This is a genomic window from Perspicuibacillus lycopersici (assembly GCF_025660475.1).
Lineage (GTDB): Bacteria > Bacillota > Bacilli > Bacillales > Caldibacillaceae > Perspicuibacillus > Perspicuibacillus lycopersici.
In genome coordinates, this window is the sequence record NZ_JAOUSF010000007.1 from 1 (window position 1) to 15831 (window position 15831).

Annotated in this window: 17 protein-coding genes and 1 rRNA gene; 4 read left to right on the forward strand and 14 right to left on the reverse strand. The window is 37.5% G+C overall.

Annotated elements, in window-relative coordinates:
* A 16S ribosomal RNA gene (locus OEV98_RS16720) occupies positions 1 to 86 on the reverse strand; the annotation flags it as partial.
* 275 nt (positions 87 to 361) lie between these two features.
* Complete coding sequence (locus OEV98_RS16725; RefSeq protein WP_263074500.1) at positions 362 to 628, reverse strand: hypothetical protein; 267 nt, start codon at positions 626 to 628, stop codon at positions 362 to 364.
* Positions 629 to 786: 158 nt separating this feature from the next.
* Here OEV98_RS16725 and OEV98_RS16730 point away from each other — a divergent pair, with 158 nt between their 5' ends.
* Positions 787 to 1539 (forward strand): polysaccharide deacetylase family protein, encoded by a 753-nt coding sequence (locus OEV98_RS16730; RefSeq protein ID WP_263074580.1) that lies wholly within the window; start codon positions 787 to 789, stop codon positions 1537 to 1539.
* 159 nt (positions 1540 to 1698) lie between these two features.
* Entirely contained in the window at positions 1699 to 2172 is a 474-nt protein-coding gene (locus OEV98_RS16735) for a hypothetical protein (protein ID WP_263074501.1), read from the forward strand.
* 77 nt (positions 2173 to 2249) lie between these two features.
* Here OEV98_RS16735 and OEV98_RS16740 read toward each other — a convergent pair whose 3' ends face one another.
* Entirely contained in the window at positions 2250 to 2891 is a 642-nt protein-coding gene (locus tag OEV98_RS16740) for a KinB-signaling pathway activation protein (RefSeq protein WP_263074502.1), read from the reverse strand.
* A gap of 150 nt (positions 2892 to 3041) precedes the next feature.
* On the opposite strand from OEV98_RS16740, the gene gerD reads away from it, so the two are divergent.
* Positions 3042 to 3617: a spore germination lipoprotein GerD gene (gene gerD / locus OEV98_RS16745; RefSeq protein ID WP_263074503.1), complete on the forward strand. Its 576-nt coding sequence runs from the start codon at positions 3042 to 3044 to the stop codon at positions 3615 to 3617.
* A gap of 65 nt (positions 3618 to 3682) precedes the next feature.
* On the opposite strand, the gene OEV98_RS16750 is transcribed toward gerD, so the two are convergent.
* The 8 genes from OEV98_RS16750 to OEV98_RS16785 all read right to left on the reverse strand — a co-directional run bounded on the left by OEV98_RS16750 (position 3683) and on the right by OEV98_RS16785 (position 11865).
* Positions 3683 to 4729 carry an Mrp/NBP35 family ATP-binding protein gene (locus OEV98_RS16750; RefSeq protein ID WP_263074504.1) on the reverse strand — a complete coding sequence of 349 codons (1047 nt, stop codon included), beginning with the start codon at positions 4727 to 4729 and terminating at the stop codon, positions 3683 to 3685.
* Between the two features lie 178 nt (positions 4730 to 4907).
* Positions 4908 to 5657, reverse strand: coding sequence for an N-acetylmuramoyl-L-alanine amidase CwlD (gene cwlD / locus OEV98_RS16755; RefSeq protein ID WP_263074505.1), 750 nt, complete (start codon positions 5655 to 5657; stop codon positions 4908 to 4910).
* A gap of 105 nt (positions 5658 to 5762) precedes the next feature.
* On the reverse strand, positions 5763 to 6212 hold the full coding sequence (locus tag OEV98_RS16760; RefSeq protein ID WP_263074506.1) for a YbaK family protein: 450 nt from the start codon (positions 6210 to 6212) through the stop codon (positions 5763 to 5765).
* 103 nt (positions 6213 to 6315) lie between these two features.
* Complete coding sequence (locus OEV98_RS16765) at positions 6316 to 7239, reverse strand: AEC family transporter (RefSeq protein WP_263074507.1); 924 nt, start codon at positions 7237 to 7239, stop codon at positions 6316 to 6318.
* Positions 7240 to 7400: 161 nt separating this feature from the next.
* Positions 7401 to 8876: a gluconokinase gene (locus OEV98_RS16770; protein ID WP_263074508.1), complete on the reverse strand. Its 1476-nt coding sequence runs from the start codon at positions 8874 to 8876 to the stop codon at positions 7401 to 7403.
* Between the two features lie 76 nt (positions 8877 to 8952).
* The gene (gene larE / locus OEV98_RS16775) at positions 8953 to 9756 is read right to left on the reverse strand and encodes an ATP-dependent sacrificial sulfur transferase LarE (RefSeq protein ID WP_263074509.1); all 804 of its coding nucleotides are present in this window, start codon (positions 9754 to 9756) and stop codon (positions 8953 to 8955) included.
* 54 nt (positions 9757 to 9810) lie between these two features.
* The gene (locus OEV98_RS16780; RefSeq protein ID WP_263074510.1) at positions 9811 to 10581 is read right to left on the reverse strand and encodes an SDR family oxidoreductase; all 771 of its coding nucleotides are present in this window, start codon (positions 10579 to 10581) and stop codon (positions 9811 to 9813) included.
* A 15-nt stretch (positions 10582 to 10596) separates the two neighbouring features.
* Positions 10597 to 11865: a nickel pincer cofactor-dependent isomerase, group 22 gene (locus tag OEV98_RS16785; RefSeq protein ID WP_263074511.1), complete on the reverse strand. Its 1269-nt coding sequence runs from the start codon at positions 11863 to 11865 to the stop codon at positions 10597 to 10599.
* 380 nt (positions 11866 to 12245) lie between these two features.
* On the opposite strand from OEV98_RS16785, the gene OEV98_RS16790 reads away from it, so the two are divergent.
* Entirely contained in the window at positions 12246 to 13412 is a 1167-nt protein-coding gene (locus OEV98_RS16790) for an ROK family transcriptional regulator (protein WP_263074512.1), read from the forward strand.
* Between the two features lie 51 nt (positions 13413 to 13463).
* Here the strand turns inward: OEV98_RS16790 and larC2 are convergent, their stop codons facing one another.
* Genes larC2 through larC form a run of 3 tightly spaced genes read right to left on the reverse strand, consistent with a single transcriptional unit; the run spans position 13464 to position 15824 of the window.
* On the reverse strand, positions 13464 to 13943 hold the full coding sequence (gene larC2, locus OEV98_RS16795) for a nickel pincer cofactor biosynthesis protein LarC2 (RefSeq protein ID WP_263074513.1): 480 nt from the start codon (positions 13941 to 13943) through the stop codon (positions 13464 to 13466).
* A 25-nt stretch (positions 13944 to 13968) separates the two neighbouring features.
* The gene (gene larB / locus OEV98_RS16800) at positions 13969 to 14715 is read right to left on the reverse strand and encodes a nickel pincer cofactor biosynthesis protein LarB (protein WP_263074514.1); all 747 of its coding nucleotides are present in this window, start codon (positions 14713 to 14715) and stop codon (positions 13969 to 13971) included.
* Positions 14716 to 14765: 50 nt separating this feature from the next.
* Positions 14766 to 15824, reverse strand: coding sequence for a nickel pincer cofactor biosynthesis protein LarC (gene larC / locus OEV98_RS16805; RefSeq protein ID WP_263074515.1), 1059 nt, complete (start codon positions 15822 to 15824; stop codon positions 14766 to 14768).
* Positions 15825 to 15831 lie beyond the last annotated feature (7 nt).

The window sequence follows — 15831 nt, forward strand, 5'->3', positions numbered from 1 at the left end:
GCAAGCTTCTAATTTATTCGCTCGACTTGCATGTATTAGGCACGCCGCCAGCGTTCGTCCTGAGCCAGGATCAAACTCTCCAAAAATAGGATGTTTTTGTGCCGATGTTCGCGACAGGACGTCACGGCTCTTAATCGGCCAAAAAGTGTTTGATTAGCTCAAAAATGTTTTAAAAATAGTTTAATTAAACGCTTCGTCTTGTTCAGTTTTCAAGGTTCAATCTTCAATCTTCACTGTCATAAGCGACTTTCTTAATATAACAGTTATCATGCTTTTTGTCAAATCTTTTTTTCGCTTCTATTTTTTAATTATTTTCTTATTAATTATTTTCGTAGAAGCGACGTTTATTAATATATCAAGATTATAATTCCATGTCAACATTTAAATTATTATTTTTCAAATTTCCATCTGTATTGCTTTTTTCTTTCCTAATATACATAAAGCACTCTGTTGGTGGTGCAATCCTTTTAAATAAAGAAAATAATAATTCGTATCGTTCTTCCATCCCTCTTTTAACAATATGATTAATTCGATCATCCTTTAAATCAAATAACAGCTCATCCATTTCTCGTTTGAGCATATACAATAATTCTTCTACTTCTTTTTTATTCACTATTAATCCAATCATCAGGACACCTCAACTCATGCATTGTGTAGTTTTAAATTTTATTATGTACACTTGTTACGATTTTACTCATAAAATTATTTCGCATGAATATAGAGCAGTCATAAACTTAAAAATTCATACATACGTTGGGAGTAGACAAGTTGGACGAGGTGATTAGTGTGAATTATTTTCTAATATTAAATGGCAAAAGGTTGAAGAATTATGCAGTGATTATATTAACAGCTTTTGTAACAGCTTGGTTTTTCTATATTCAAAATCTATCATTCTCTGCATTCTCAACGGATGATGGACCAAAGGCTGTTTATAAAGGGAAAAACGGTATAGCTTTGACGTTTAATATCGCATGGGGAAATTCAAAAGCTGAACCAATTATTGACCTATTAGTGGAAAAGGATGTGAAGGCAGCCACCTTTTTCTTGTCCGGATCATGGGCGGAACAACACCCGAACATTGTAGAAAAAATCGCAAAAGCGGGCTATGAGATTGGTTTGTTAGGCTATGAATACCTTGATTACGAAGAGGTAGAGGACAAAAAAATTCGTCAAGATATTTTAAAGGCGGAAGAAGTATTTACAAAGCTAAATATAAAACATAAAAAAATCTTGCGTGCACCTAATGGGCATTTTGACAATCGCCTATTACCGATTGCTGAAAAATTAGGGTATACCGTAGTTCACTGGAGCATCGATTCGAAGGACTGGAAAAATCCCGGAATAGAAACCATTGTGAACAATGTAAGTGAAGCAAAGGCAGGCGATATTATTTTACTTCACGCTTCAGATTCTGCAAAGGAAACTGCTGTTGCCTTACCGGAGATTTTAAATAAATTCTCGGAAAGTAAAACAAATTTAGTAACTATTTCAGAAATATTAATAGACGGTACAGCAAATTCTAAAGAAATTACAGATTAAATCGATGCTTTGTTTGTAACCAAACTTTATTTCATGAAATCTTGGAGTAGATAAATGCGAATACGTGACACTTATTATATGAATTATTCGTGTAATTGTATAGATCAATAGCAGATGGTAAAACTATACCCAATTCTTGGAATAAAGGGTGGGAAATCAATGTTCACCAAAATTCTGCTTTGGGTACTGCTTATTGCTCCCTGGTTTACGTTATTTTTATTGAAAAAAGAGGATATTAAACGTTATATGCCGGCAGCTATTTTTGCAACCTTATTAATGATTATTTATAACATCATTGCTGCCAACCAACATCATTGGGAACTAAATATACGCCTCATATCCTGGCTAAAGCCTTTATTTACTTCCGGTATATTTGGGGCTTTTCCAGTTATCACTATATGGATTTTCTATTTTACCTATCAACGGTTTTGGATATATCTTCTGACGAATATCATATTAGATTTTATGTTTGCTGTTTTTCCTGTTCATTATCTTTTACAGGACGTTTTAGGAATTTACCATCTCGAAACGACTACTACTTGGGAACGTTTTATTATATTTGTTGTAGAATCCGTTATTATTTACGGTTATTTCAAATGGCAAGAAGGAATCTTTCAGTATAAACAAAGTTAATACATAGAAAAACAGACCAATATTACTTGGTCTGTTTATAGGAAGCTAATACACAGCTTCCTTTTTAATTTGTTCTATTACTTAACGACCAATTCCTTTTTCGCTTTTAATGCTAGTCGTTCTTTTTGGGATTGCTCGATATACTTTGGCAGAGCAAGTAATTGGTAAGCATTACAAATCAATAATGGATATAACATTAAGTGTAGCCAGCTTTCTTCGTTAGCACGTAAAACTGGGACCCATTCCAATGTTGTCACGACTACCATAAAGAACAATGCGGGTACAAATGTATCCTTTGTTGATTGTTGAGATTTTAAGTATGAAATAACCAAACTTATCAATAATATTAACAGTGCAACAAGAATATATGGTAATACGCTGTCTCCATCTTGCGCAAATGCGTTATAGCGTAAATATACAAGGTCAAATAAAACAAAGGCAGTTATCACTAACTGAACCGCGTTCCATAACGAACGAAATAAGCCCAATCCGATACGGTGAACGGTTAAATAAGCAAAATAACCCATTTGACTAAGTGTACCAAAAATAAATCCAATACCAACTAACCAAAGGGCAACAAGTCCAATTTCTAAAACGTCCATTGCAACAAATATGGATTTGTATTTATCCCATTCGATAGCAAACCCAATAATAACGGTTGCAATTCCTGCAATTATTAAAGTTTTTAGGTAGAATTTAACCCAGTTTCTGATGTTCACATTCCATCCCCCAAATTTATGTAAAATTATTACTACTATTTAAATTGTAACAACCAGTACAAGAAAAATCTACCCATACTTCGGAACGAATATTTTTAAAAAAAATCCTCATCCTAATAACAAGTGGATGGGAGAAAGGGGCTTATTACCATGAAGAAAAAATCATTGATTGTGCTCCTACTGTTCTGTTTAACCATTTTCGCAAATGGTTGTTCGACACAAAACAATGCCGCAGAAGTAGATTATGATGAAACGAAAAAAATGGTAGTCGATATATTGAAAACAGACGATGGAAAAAAAGCATTAAAAGAAGTGTTGGCAGATGAAGAATTAAAGCAAGAGCTTGTAATGGACAATACGGTTGTAGCTGATTCCATCGCAAAAACGCTAGTGTCAGACAAAGGGAAGGAATTTTGGAAAACATCGTTTGAGGACCCTGATTTTGTTAAAGCATATGCAGAAAGCATGAAAACGGAAAATGAAAATTTATTAAAGGGATTAATTAAAGATCCGGAATATAGAACGATGCTCGTGGAGGTTCTTCACGATCCAGAATTGGAAACCGAATTGTCTGATTTACTAAAGAGCACGGATTATCGGAAACATCTGCAATCAGTTATTACCGAAACAATTGAAAGTCCATTATACCAAGCGAAAATCCAAGAAATATTACTTAAAGCTGCCAGTGAACAAAACAAAAAAGAAGAAAGTAAAGGAGGAGCATAATATTCTTCTCTCCTATATATGGAAGGCTGAATCACTGAAAAGGAATGTGATTCAGCCTATTTTCATTATTTTTCCATCATATCGATAATTTTTTCAGCAATTTGGAAATAGATTTTCCCTATTCGATGTTTTATTTGATATACCGATGGCGCAAAATCATCCTCATTCCAATCTGGTTGATCAAGCGGTATTTGACCTAATAATGGTGCTTGTAATTCTTCCGATAGCTTTTGACCACCGCCACGACCGAATACATATTCTTTTTCTCCAGTCGTTTTACTTTCGAAATATGCCATATTTTCAACAACACCTATTACTTCATGGTTTGTCCGCACGGCCATTGCACCTGCACGTGCAGCAACAAATGCTGCCGTTGGATGTGGGGTTGTCACTATGATTTCTTTACATTTCGGTAGCATCTGATGGACATCTAGTGCCACATCGCCAGTTCCTGGTGGTAAGTCTAATAGTAAATAATCTAAATCTCCCCATTCGACTTCTTTAAAGAAGCTTGTTAACATTTTTCCTAACATTGGACCACGCCAAATGACTGGGGCATTATCCTCCACAAAAAATGCCATGGAAATAACCTTGACTCCAAATCGATCAACTGGGATTATTTTTTCCCCACGGACAACTGGACGGTCGACTATCCCCATCATATCTGGAACACTGAAACCATAAATATCAGCATCGACTAATCCTACCTTCTTCCCTAATCTAGCAAGTGAAACAGCTAAGTTTACGGATACAGTAGATTTACCTACGCCACCTTTCCCACTAGCGATAGCAATTACTGTTGTGTTACTATTCCCAAATATTCCTTGGTCATCTCCAGCTGGACGGTATTTTTCAATAACTTCTTCTGGTAATTGAGTAAAACGTAAGCCTACGGTAGCCGCTCCTGCATCCTTTAATATTTTTACTACTTTTTGCTGTAATTGAATTTGTTCACTTGTTCCCACTTTTGCAACCGCTATCTTTACGCTTACATGTTGCTTTTCTTCTTTTATCTTTACCTCTACTATTCCATTGAGTTCTTCTAATGTCTTATGTAAAAACGGGTCTTCGATATTATTTAATAGTTGCCTTACTTGATCCTCAGTTAGCATTCTCTCTCCACCTTTTATTTGTTGTCTCCTTCATTATAAAACAAGTTTCAGTAATTAAAAAACTTTATGTTTTAAGGAAATGTAGTTTTTCGATGAGCTGGTACAATAAAACTATACAAAATAAAATAATCCTTTGCTAATTAGATTAACAAAGGATCTTAAAGTGTGTTGCACAATGTTAATTTTCATCATCATCTTCTTGTTCTTCTAATTTTTGTTTTTCGTCCAGTTCATTCGTAAAATACCGTGAGACTCCTTCATAAATAGAGGCTGCTATTTTATCCTGGTAGCCTTCTTGCATTAATAGGTCTCGTTCCGTAGGGTTGGATAAAAAGCCAACTTCCACTAAAACACCTGGCTTTTTCGTGCTTTTCATTAAATAAACATTATTGATGGATTTTGCTACACGATCTGTGTTTTCTAATTTATCTACGAGTTCTTCCTGTATCAACTCTGCTGCAATTTTACTTTCCACATAGCGTGTTCCGTAAAATGTTTGCGCACCATGCCATCGGGACGACGGAATAGAATTTAAATGAATACTAATAAAAAGATCTGCTTCTGATTCATTAATTAAATCTACTCTCCGGTGTAAGTCTTCTACTTTCCTTCTACTTAACCCTCTTGTATCCTCATCTGCTAAGTCGGTATCCTTACTCCTTGTCATTAATACAAGAGCTCCTTGTTCCTGTAGATAATCGCGAAGTTTTTTGGATATTTCTAATGCAATATCCTTTTCTACTGCATCGCCATTATCTGCCCCTCCATCCGGTCCACCATGACCAGGGTCAATGTATATAATTCGTCCGCTTAAAGGTAAATTCCAAGCATTCCAAGTCATACTAATAAATCGGTCTTGAATAACATATATTAGTAAAGCAATTCCTATAATTCCCATGCCGAGGGTAATCCATTTTTTTCTATTCATTTCCCCTACCTCCTTGCCTGTCCTATATCACTATATGGACAAAGACAAAGATTTAGAACAAAGGAATTACGGAATTGCATCGCAATATTCAACGATAAATCACTACTAATGCATGCGCATTTTATATTTCATTTTTCCTTTCGTAAATCCTTCTACCCACCAATGATCCACATATTGCTCGCATTTATAGTGTAACGATTCATCTAATGCCCCGTTTCCACCATCAAAATTACTCCAATACGATATAAAATCCGCTAGTGCCTTTGCTAAATTTGTTTGTTCCTTCAATGATCTCGGTTTGATGGATTCCATTGGCTCTCCATAATATCCAAGTCGACTATAGTGGCTACCTAAAATATATGCTTCAACTGCAACATCATAGCAGCCCTCTTCAATCGCATTATCCATAACCATGCCAATTCCAGAATAAATATTCCCAAAGTGAGCTTGCACACTTTTTTTTAATTTTTCCAATGACAGCTCACGGAGTACACTTCGTTCAAATTTAATTTGCTTTTCTCTACGTCTTCTCATGAGCGAAGTATCGATATTCAAAATAAATTCCCCCTTTGTACTATTGTTTACTTAGACAAAGGGGGAATTACAAGATAAGTGATGGAATGATTGGAAACATTTTTTTCAAAAATAAAGATAAGTGTTAAAACAAAAGTCGGGAACAATATATAACAAAGGAAACCGTAATACTACTAAACAATGTGGAATACATAACAATTTGAGCGGCAAACTCTGGATAATTATCATATTCCTCCGCTATTATCGCACTATTAACAGCCGTTGGTGTCGAGGAAGCAATGAACAAAGCTTGGGCAAAGGTACCTTCTAAGCCAAAAACCCATATGATTAAAAAGGCAATTGCTGGACCAAGCAATAAACGGATAAATAAACTCCAGGAAACATTTGCTAGCCCCGATTTTATTTTTATTCTTGCCACTTGCGCTCCAAGAGTTATTAGCGCAATACCTATCATTGCATCGGCAATATAATTTGCTGGCACCCATATAAATGACGGTAACGGAACATTCCACAAATTAAATACTAAAGCGAGTAACATCGCATATAATACTGGCATTTTTAAATAACCTAACGCTGCTCTTAACTTGCCGATTCGTAACGATTGTAAAGAAAAAATTCCATAGGAAAAGGTAAAGATATTTTGTAACGCAAGCACAATTACTTGTATGGACATTGCAAAAGGATCACCTTTAAATACAAGGTCATTGACAGGCACCGCATAATTTCCTGAATTGAAGAAGATGACACTATTAGAAAAGGTCGTTTTCTTTCCATTTTCTAGGCGCATGATTTTAGCGAAAACTCTTGAAACGGTAAATAAAATACAAATATAAAAGAAAATAAACAAAAATACTTTACTAAATAAAGAAAACGATAGCTCTGTCTGATATAGCCTGACGAAAATAAAACCCGGTACAACAAAATAAATATTTAATTTCGTTAATGTTTGGATATTTAGCTGAAACTTTTTCTGGAGAATAAAACCAACCCCGATAAGAACAAAAACAGGTAAGATGATTTCGTAAAGTATAATAAAGAATTCCGCCAACCATGACACCCCTTTAATTAAGCAACATTTCTTCCTTCCAATTCTTTTTCTTTTTAATTAGACATAAGAAGGGCCGATTCGATCGTTGAATCAGCCGCTTATTCCATTGGTACTATTTTTTTCTTCGCTGTATTTGGGAACGGACAACTGTTTCGAGCAAATTAACGGAAAAAACTCCATAAGCTTTCCCCGATTTTCTCATACTTATTGTAAATTTCTTTGTATAGCATATAGTTTTCCATATTTGGATGGGTTACTTTTTCCTTTGGAAGGTTTTCTTTTATCGCAGCAAATGACTCCGCTTCCCCTATTGCAACTAGCGCTGTCCAAGCCGCTCCCCAAGCGGCATTATGATGGGTTTCTGATAAGTAAATATCTTGGCCAAAAACATCTGCCATAATTTGTACCCAAAGTTGAGAACGAGTTAATCCCCCATTTACCGTTATTTTTTTCGGAGGGCCAACTAAACGGGTTAACGATTTGCTGATTTGATAAATATTAAAGGCAATCCCTTCTAAAACCGCCCGAACTACATGCTCTCGCTTATGGCCGATAGCTAGCCCAAATAAATTTCCTTTTGCCTGTTGATTCCATAACGGTGCACGTTCTCCATTTATGTATGGATGAAAAATCAACCCACTTGCCCCCGGAGCCACGTGGTCTGCCTCATGTAGTAGCTGGTCATGAGTCCCGGAAAAGGATAAGAAATCTTTCACCCATTGTAATGCGATTCCCCCATTATTTGTCGGACCGCCAATAATGGATGTGTCCTTCGTAAAGGCATATGTAAAGGTTCCCCGATTTTCATTAATTGGAAAGCCATTAGCAAATTGGCGAATTGCACCACTTGTACCAACCGAAACATTTACTTCACCGGGTAAAATTGCACCACTTCCTAGATTGGCAAGCTGCCCATCGGCAGATCCAATCACAAATGGAAGCTTCCTAGAAATCCCTATATCCTTTGCAATCTCATCATCGATATCGACCAATATTTCGGTCGGTGGAACAATGTCGGATAATTGTTCTTTTTGAACACCAACTATGGATAGAGCCTCTTCATCCCAATCCAGGGTAGATAAATTCAAAAGACCGGTGGATGAAGCCATCGCATAATCAACTACTCGTTTGCCAAACCATTTATGTAAAATATATTCTTTAGCAGTCATAAAATATGCGGCATTTTCATATGGTGTAAATTGATTTTCCTTCATCCACAATAGTTTAAGGAAAGGTGACATCGGATGAATAGGGGTCCCTGTTTTTAAAAAGATAGAAGCTCCTATTGTATCCTTTACACTTTCTGCAATTTCACTACTTCTTCCATCCGACCATATCAACATATGCGATAGTGGTTCATAATCTGCGTCTAAGCAAATTAACGAATGCATCGCACAGGATATCCCTACGCCTAATAATTCTCCCTGTGCAATACCTGCTTTTTCTATAACATCTCTTATCATCGCAACCGCTGCTCGTTCTACTTCCTTTGGATCCTGCTCCACCCATCCCGCTTGCGGATAATAGGTAGTTAGCATCTGCTCAGCATCTGCTATTTGTTTTCCCTGAAGTGTAAACAAAACAGCCTTTACACTTGTTGTACCAATATCTAAGCCAATAATTAACCTTCTAGTCATCATTATCTACATCCTTTATTCATTCATTCTCGTTCTTTTTCGGTGACTATTGTAATGACTGCTTTCCCTTGGTTAATTAGGATGACAGTGCTTTGTTCATACTTCCACTCTGATAGCCAATTAAATCCAATGTGATATATTTATATCCAAATTCTTGGAGTTTATCGGAAATTGGCTGGTGATTTTCTAATACAAATGCCATATCCTCTGGATTAACTTCTATTCTAGCTATGTCCTGATGTGTCCTTACCCGCACTTGACGTAAGCCAAGGGATTTTAAAAATGCTTCTGAAAGATCAATTCTCGTTAGTTTTTCAATAGTAATTTTCTCGCCATAGGCAATGCGAGAGGATAAGCATGCAAACGATGGCTTATTCCAAGTAGGCAATCCCATCTCACGGGAAAGCTCGCGAATTTCCTCCTTAAACAAGTTTGCTTCCTGTAAAGGACCACGAACACCCTTCTCCTTTGCTGCACGCATCCCTGGTCGAAATTCATTCATATCATCTGCGATCACCCCATAAACCACATTTTGAAATCCATTTTCTTTCATGATCGGGATGATTTGATTAAATAAACTATGCTTACAAAAGTAGCAGCGATTTTTATTATTTTCCGTATACCCGGGAATTGCCAATTCTGATGTTGCAATTATGCGGTGCTGGGCACCTATATGCACTGCCAGCTTCTTCGCCTCTAACAGTTCACTTGTTGGATAGGTTTCCGAATCAGCAGTTACCGCGAGCACATTTTCCGAACCTAAAGTATCTATGGCCACCTTTAATAAAAAGGTACTGTCGACTCCTCCAGAAAAGGCAACAACAACATTCCCCATTTCCTCAAGAATGGACGTTAACTTCTCGTATTTTTCCGTTAACATTGCCAATCTCCTCTCTTTGGAAAAACTCCAGCTTCCTTATCTATATATTTTTCTTTATATGGTCATACTTCCGAATCCGCCATCCACCCGGATAAAGGTTCCTGTAACAAAGCCGGACGCTTTATCAGACGCAAGGTAAACAGTGGCACCTTGTAATTCCTCTGGCTCACCGAAGCGTTTCATCGGGGTATGATTCATAATCGCTGCAGTTCTTTCTTCATCTAAAATTTTCCGGTTTTGCTCAGCCGGGAAAAATCCTGGTATTATCGCGTTTACACGAATCCCATATGGCGCAAATTCTCTTGCTAAAAATTGTGTTACACTATTTACTCCTGCCTTCGAAGCCGAATAAGTAAATACACGAGATAACGGAGGTGCAGAAGAAACAGAGGAAATATTGATTATGCTCCCTTTTTTTCCCTGTGCAATCATTCGTTTTGCAAAGGTTTGAATCGAGAATACAAGCCCTTTTAAATTTACATCCATGATGTCATCCCATTCTTCTTCGGTTAATTCAGAGAATGGCGTAGAGCTATTTTTCCCCGGTGCATTAAGCACAATATCCCAAATCCCCGACCAGTCCTCTATCGCCTGTGCTACCTTCGTAATATCCTCTGTTTTACTTACATCTGCTTGAAATGATTTTGCAATCCCGCCAGCAGCAATTATTTCTTCTGTCACCGCTTCGGCTTTTTCGAAATTACGACCGACAATTGCTACTTTTGCTCCATGTTCTGCTAGTGCTTTTGCCATCACACTTCCTAAAGTGCTATTTCCACCGATTGCCACAGCCGTTTTCCCCGTTAAATCAAATAATTTACTCATAGCTCTCCCCCATTATTATTTTAGATTTCCTTCTTCATTAAAAGATAAATCATATACATCCGAAATCTGCTCTAAGTTCGGATGGTTGTTCACATAGTCCAATAACGCCTCCGAAACCTCAATTTCTCCAACTTTTAGTGTATTTTGTATCCGTACAAGCTTCACCTTTGTGAAATCAAAAATATTACATGTTTTCACTGCCGCTTGGATTGCTAGCTTATCATTCGGTAATGCAGTCGAAATATGGGTTGGTCCAACAACGGTAGAGGTTAATCCATTCGCATAGGTTGCTTCTCGGTCCATTTTGTCGACTAGCCGCTGTGTGGTAAAATCAGCTGTCCCTACACCGTTGGCATTTCCTTCCGTTTCCTCTGTTAAATCAAGGACAACCATTTTCGTTACTTCTGGTCCACCGTATGCATAAGGAGTAGGATATCTCCCCGTTACATTCGGGTCCATTCCATCCCCACTGATGTTTTTTCCAATTTGATCGATTACAAGCACATCAATCTGGTCAAAAAACAGCTTTGGTAATAAACTTTTTGCTAATTTTTGTAACTCCGGTTCCTTTTCTTCAATTTCCTCTGATGCTAGTACGGCAACTTTTGCTACCTTATCAAAGGAATTTTCAACCGTCGCTACTGCAAATAAGAATGGCATTTTTGCAAGCGCGATTTTTGCCATTGCCGGTACATGCTCTGCCATATGTTTAAAACCAAGCTGATGACATGCCTCTGCTCCCTTTTGCTTTCCTAAACCGATACTAATCATCTTCATAACGCCGCTTTCGACCTTTCCGCGAAATGCGGTATGCGGTTTCACTCGATTGATTACGACAATGCCATCCGCCTTGGATGCATATTTATCTATGTACACTGGTAGACCATTTTCTAGCTCTCCAATTTTTACTACCTCCATTGAGGAGCGAATTTCACACCCAACACTGTCTTCTGTTACTCCAAGATGGGCAAGTACTGCTTTCTGGCCTGCTGCGGTTGCCCCACCGTGGCTACCCATCGAAGGTACGATAAAAGGCTTGGCACCAAGTTCCTGAAGAAATTCCACTGTAATCCTAGTCATTTCCACTAATTGGTCAATCCCTCTACTACCTACCGCAATGGCAACCTCCATTCCTGGCTTTATCCTATTTTTAATAGCTTCCTTATCTAATTCCTGTCGTAATGCTTCTGAAAAATTATCAACTGCTGTTGGGTCAAATGTTTGTTTTACTTTTGCCATTTTAGGAAGTGGTATATCTTTTAATAATTCTTGCAAAATACCCATAATCAGTAGCACTCCTTTATTTACTTATTCGGTTTATCTGATTGGTTCATTTCATCCATCGATACAAAAAATAATCTTGAATTGTAAGGGATTACATTATAAGCTATTCTAATAAGAATTTTCATTTACTTTCCGTTACCCTAATAATTTGTTTGGCAAACAAATTATTTATTTTAGTTTAGTATTCTTTGGTTTCTTCGTCAATAATAAATTATGGTGAATACTATACAAACACACTGTCCCTACTACTTTTTATTATGATTTCTAAACTAAAATTACCTTGCAAAACTGGTTTTTCTGATATACTTTATTTAAATAATTTGTTTACTGAACAAATTATTTATTTTATCTTTATTGAATGTATTTAAAGGAGTAAGCAAATGGTCATTGGAGATAGTGCCTATATAAAAAAAATAAATCGAAGTTTAATTTTGCAAAAGATTATCGAGCATGAATACATATCACGGGCAGACTTGTCTAAAATTACCGGATTAAATAAAGCAACGATTTCTGTTCAGGTAGCAGACTTATTGGACGAGGGGCTAATCGTAGAGACACAGCAAGAACATAATAATGTTGGTAGACGACCGATTATGCTATCGATTAATGAACAGGCAGGCTTTGTTTTAGGGGTCGATTTTAATTATCAGCAACTCATGTATACAGTCTCGAATCTGAAGGGAATTTCCGTACAACAACAAACCGTAGTACTAGAATCTGAGGCGTATGAAACCGTAATCGAACAGCTTATCGAGGATATTCATCGTTATCAAGCAAACTATGCTGACAGTCGCTATGGTTTAGTTTCTGTTACAATTGGTGTCCACGGAACAGTGAATAAAGAAACAGAGAGCATTCGCTTCTTTCCAGCATATAATTGGCATCAAAAAAATATAAAAACGGATTTAGAGAAAGCGCTCGATATTCCGATTGCCATTGAAAATAATGCGAATTTATCGGCATATGCAGAAAAGGTATACCACTACCATGAAAGTACCAATCTTCTCAGTGTCATTTTAACCTCTGGCATTGGTTCTGGAATTATTATCGACGGAAATGTCCATAAAGGGTATCATGGCTATGCTGGCGAAATGGGACATATGATTATTTCTCCAGATGGAGAGCTTTGTCGTTGTGGAAACCATGGTTGCTGGGAGCTTTATGCCTCTGAGCCAAAGTTTCTCGAAAAGCTAGCAATTGCCTTAAACTTACCGAGTATTACAATTGCTGAAGTAGAAACATTACGGGACGAAAATAATCCGGTTGTATGCGAGCATTTCGAACGATTACTTCATTATTTATCTATTGGCTTGAATAATGTTATTAATTTATACAATCCAGAAACAATCGTATTAAATAGTCGACTATTGCATGTATTCCCAAATAGCATTGATAGGATTACCGAACATCTTCCCTCCTCTGTCAGCCAATATCGGGAAATTACGCTCTCCCAGCTAGGTAACAATGCATGTGGGATGGGAGCTTGCGCACTCGGTATCCAGCACTTTTTAGATGTTAGTGAAATGAGAGTAAAAGCTGCCGGATAACTACCCTTGAAAAGGCGTGTCGATTCCTGTTAACCGCACGCCGTTCTTTCCTTATGACTCGTTATAATGAATTACCTTCCACACCTCCGCATATACCTTCTTCAATGGGATGCGATGTGTTTCTGCAATTTGTTTACAATCCTCATATTCAGGAGAAATTTGAATCGTTTCCCCATTCCAAAGACCTTCTTTTACCTTAACTTGTCCCCAAATCGTATCTATAGTTATAAACTTCCGCTCCATACGATGAACAGTAATAGGATAGTAGCGGACCCCTAGCGTTGTTGTTTCATTGAATAATATTTCCTTCATTTTCTCTAACAAATGCTGTCCACATAGCAGCTGTACTTGAACCCCTGGCCGGTTTTTTTTCATATAGATTGGTGTATAAAATACATCATTTGCCCCCGCTTCAAAGAGGAGATCCATTACATAGCCAAGCCATTCTCCGGGCGTATCGTCCAAATTAATTTCCATTTTTATCATTTGATCATCAATATGCTCACGATTCGGAGGGAGATTATTTTTCATTTAATTACTCCTTTCCTGCAAATCCTTAGCCTTTGGAGGCTAGTCGATCAATTAGTGCAGCATTGTATCCGCCGCCAAAGCCATTATCGATATTTACCACACTGATTCCAGAAGCACATGAATTGAGCATTGTCAGTAGGGCTGATAAACCATGAAAATTGGCTCCATATCCGATACTAGTTGGAACGGCAATGACTGGATGGGATACGAGTCCGCCTACCACGCTTGGCAACGCCCCCTCCATACCGGCAACCACAACAGAAACGGTTGCATGTTGAATGGCGTCCAGCTGATCAAATAGCCGATGGATTCCTGCTACACCGACATCATAAAATCGCTTTACATTGCAGCCAAGCACCTCTGCTGTTAATGCAGCCTCCTCTGCCACCTTCAAATCAGACGTTCCTGCACAAATTACGGCAATATATCCTTTCGATTCATCATATGTGATCGGTTGATTTTTCCAATATACTAAATGAGAAATCTCGCTATAGGTAAATTCGGGATGCTTTTTAATAATTGCCACTGCCGCCTCCTCCGTGACGCGAGTAATCAATACTTCCTCCTCTCTTGCCTTTATTGCCTCGAGAATGGAAATGATTTGTTCGACTGTCTTTCCCTCACCATAAATAATTTCTGGAAAGCCTTGGCGTTTCTTTCTATGATGATCTACTTTTGCAAACCCTAAATCTTCGTATAATGCTAATTTCTTTTTTGCTTCATCGATATTTAATTCCCCTTGTTGCACTTGCTTTAAAATAGTTTCTATCATATTAGTACCTCATTTATCCAATCATATATTCATTAATGTTCCTTATTTCATCATTTGCCAATAACAACCCGCAATACATTCGGATGCTCCGGAAAAGTTTTCATTCCTGCTCCATAACCAATCGATTGCACTTGCATGGACGGCATTGTAGAAAACTTAGTTGCTAATACAGCTGCGATTGCAGCACCGGTAGGAGTAGTTAATTCTCCTTTAATTTCGCTTTGAACAATTGGAACACCAAGTAATATTTCTAATGTCGCTGGTGCTGGGACCGGATAGATACCATGATCAATATGAATTTTTCCTGAGCCGACTGGAATTGGTGCAGATATAATTTCATCAATTCTTAAATAATCGATCAAAATTGCAGTTCCGACGATATCAATAATTGAATCAACCGCTCCGACCTCATGAAAATGTACCTTTTCCAATGGTACCCCATGAATTTTCCCTTCGGCTTCTCCGATTTTTTTAAATATATTTATGGCAATTGCTTTTACATTATCTGATAAGGCAGCTGCTTCAATCATGTTTACAATATCCAGATAGGCACGATGATGATCATGTATATGCCCATGGTGATGATGGTGATCATGCGTATGTTTATGCTCGTGGTGATGGTGATGATGAACTGCTTCGGTATGTATATCTTTCTGATCTGCATTATGAGCATGTCCATTTTTGTGTTCCTCATGGCTGTGGTCATGGTTATGTGAATGTGTATGTCCTACATGGCTGTATCGATGCTCATGAATGGGTATATGTTCCCCATGGCTGTGCGCATGCTCATGTATTAGTTCATGATCCTCATGACTGTGCGGATGTTTATGTAACAGTGTTTGTTCCTCATGGTCGTGCGCATGCGAATGATGTGTATGCGCTTTATCTTTAGCGTGAACAAATTCCTCTGAAAGCAATTCAACATCAAACTTTGTACTAGAAATACCGTTCTTCACAACCTTCATTACCGACAAACGATATTCATCCATTATTTGCAGCTTTTTCAATTCCTTTTCCAAATAGGAAAAGTCTCCTCCAGCATCAAGCAATGCGCCAATCATCATATCACCACTTATTCCGGAAAAACAATCCAAATATAAAATCGTCATACTTAGC

What these genes read in the sequence shown, in the direction of transcription:
- OEV98_RS16750 (WP_263074504.1), bottom strand. Translation starts at nt 4,729, where the DNA reads ATGCTAACTGAGGATCAAGTAAGGCAACTATTAAATAATATCGAAGAC.
- OEV98_RS16735 (WP_263074501.1), top strand. Translation starts at nt 1,699, where the DNA reads ATGTTCACCAAAATTCTGCTTTGGGTACTGCTTATTGCTCCCTGGTTT.
- OEV98_RS16785 (WP_263074511.1), bottom strand. Translation starts at nt 11,865, where the DNA reads ATGGGTATTTTGCAAGAATTATTAAAAGATATACCACTTCCTAAAATG.
- larE (WP_263074509.1), bottom strand. Translation starts at nt 9,756, where the DNA reads ATGTTAACGGAAAAATACGAGAAGTTAACGTCCATTCTTGAGGAAATG.
- larB (WP_263074514.1), bottom strand. Translation starts at nt 14,715, where the DNA reads ATGATAGAAACTATTTTAAAGCAAGTGCAACAAGGGGAATTAAATATC.
- OEV98_RS16725 (WP_263074500.1), bottom strand. Translation starts at nt 628, where the DNA reads ATGATTGGATTAATAGTGAATAAAAAAGAAGTAGAAGAATTATTGTAT.
- larC2 (WP_263074513.1), bottom strand. Translation starts at nt 13,943, where the DNA reads ATGAAAAATAATCTCCCTCCGAATCGTGAGCATATTGATGATCAAATG.
- OEV98_RS16780 (WP_263074510.1), bottom strand. Translation starts at nt 10,581, where the DNA reads ATGAGTAAATTATTTGATTTAACGGGGAAAACGGCTGTGGCAATCGGT.
- OEV98_RS16770 (WP_263074508.1), bottom strand. Translation starts at nt 8,876, where the DNA reads ATGACTAGAAGGTTAATTATTGGCTTAGATATTGGTACAACAAGTGTA.
- OEV98_RS16790 (WP_263074512.1), top strand. Translation starts at nt 12,246, where the DNA reads ATGGTCATTGGAGATAGTGCCTATATAAAAAAAATAAATCGAAGTTTA.
- gerD (WP_263074503.1), top strand. Translation starts at nt 3,042, where the DNA reads ATGAAGAAAAAATCATTGATTGTGCTCCTACTGTTCTGTTTAACCATT.
- larC (WP_263074515.1), bottom strand. Translation starts at nt 15,824, where the DNA reads ATGACGATTTTATATTTGGATTGTTTTTCCGGAATAAGTGGTGATATG.
- cwlD (WP_263074505.1), bottom strand. Translation starts at nt 5,657, where the DNA reads ATGAATAGAAAAAAATGGATTACCCTCGGCATGGGAATTATAGGAATT.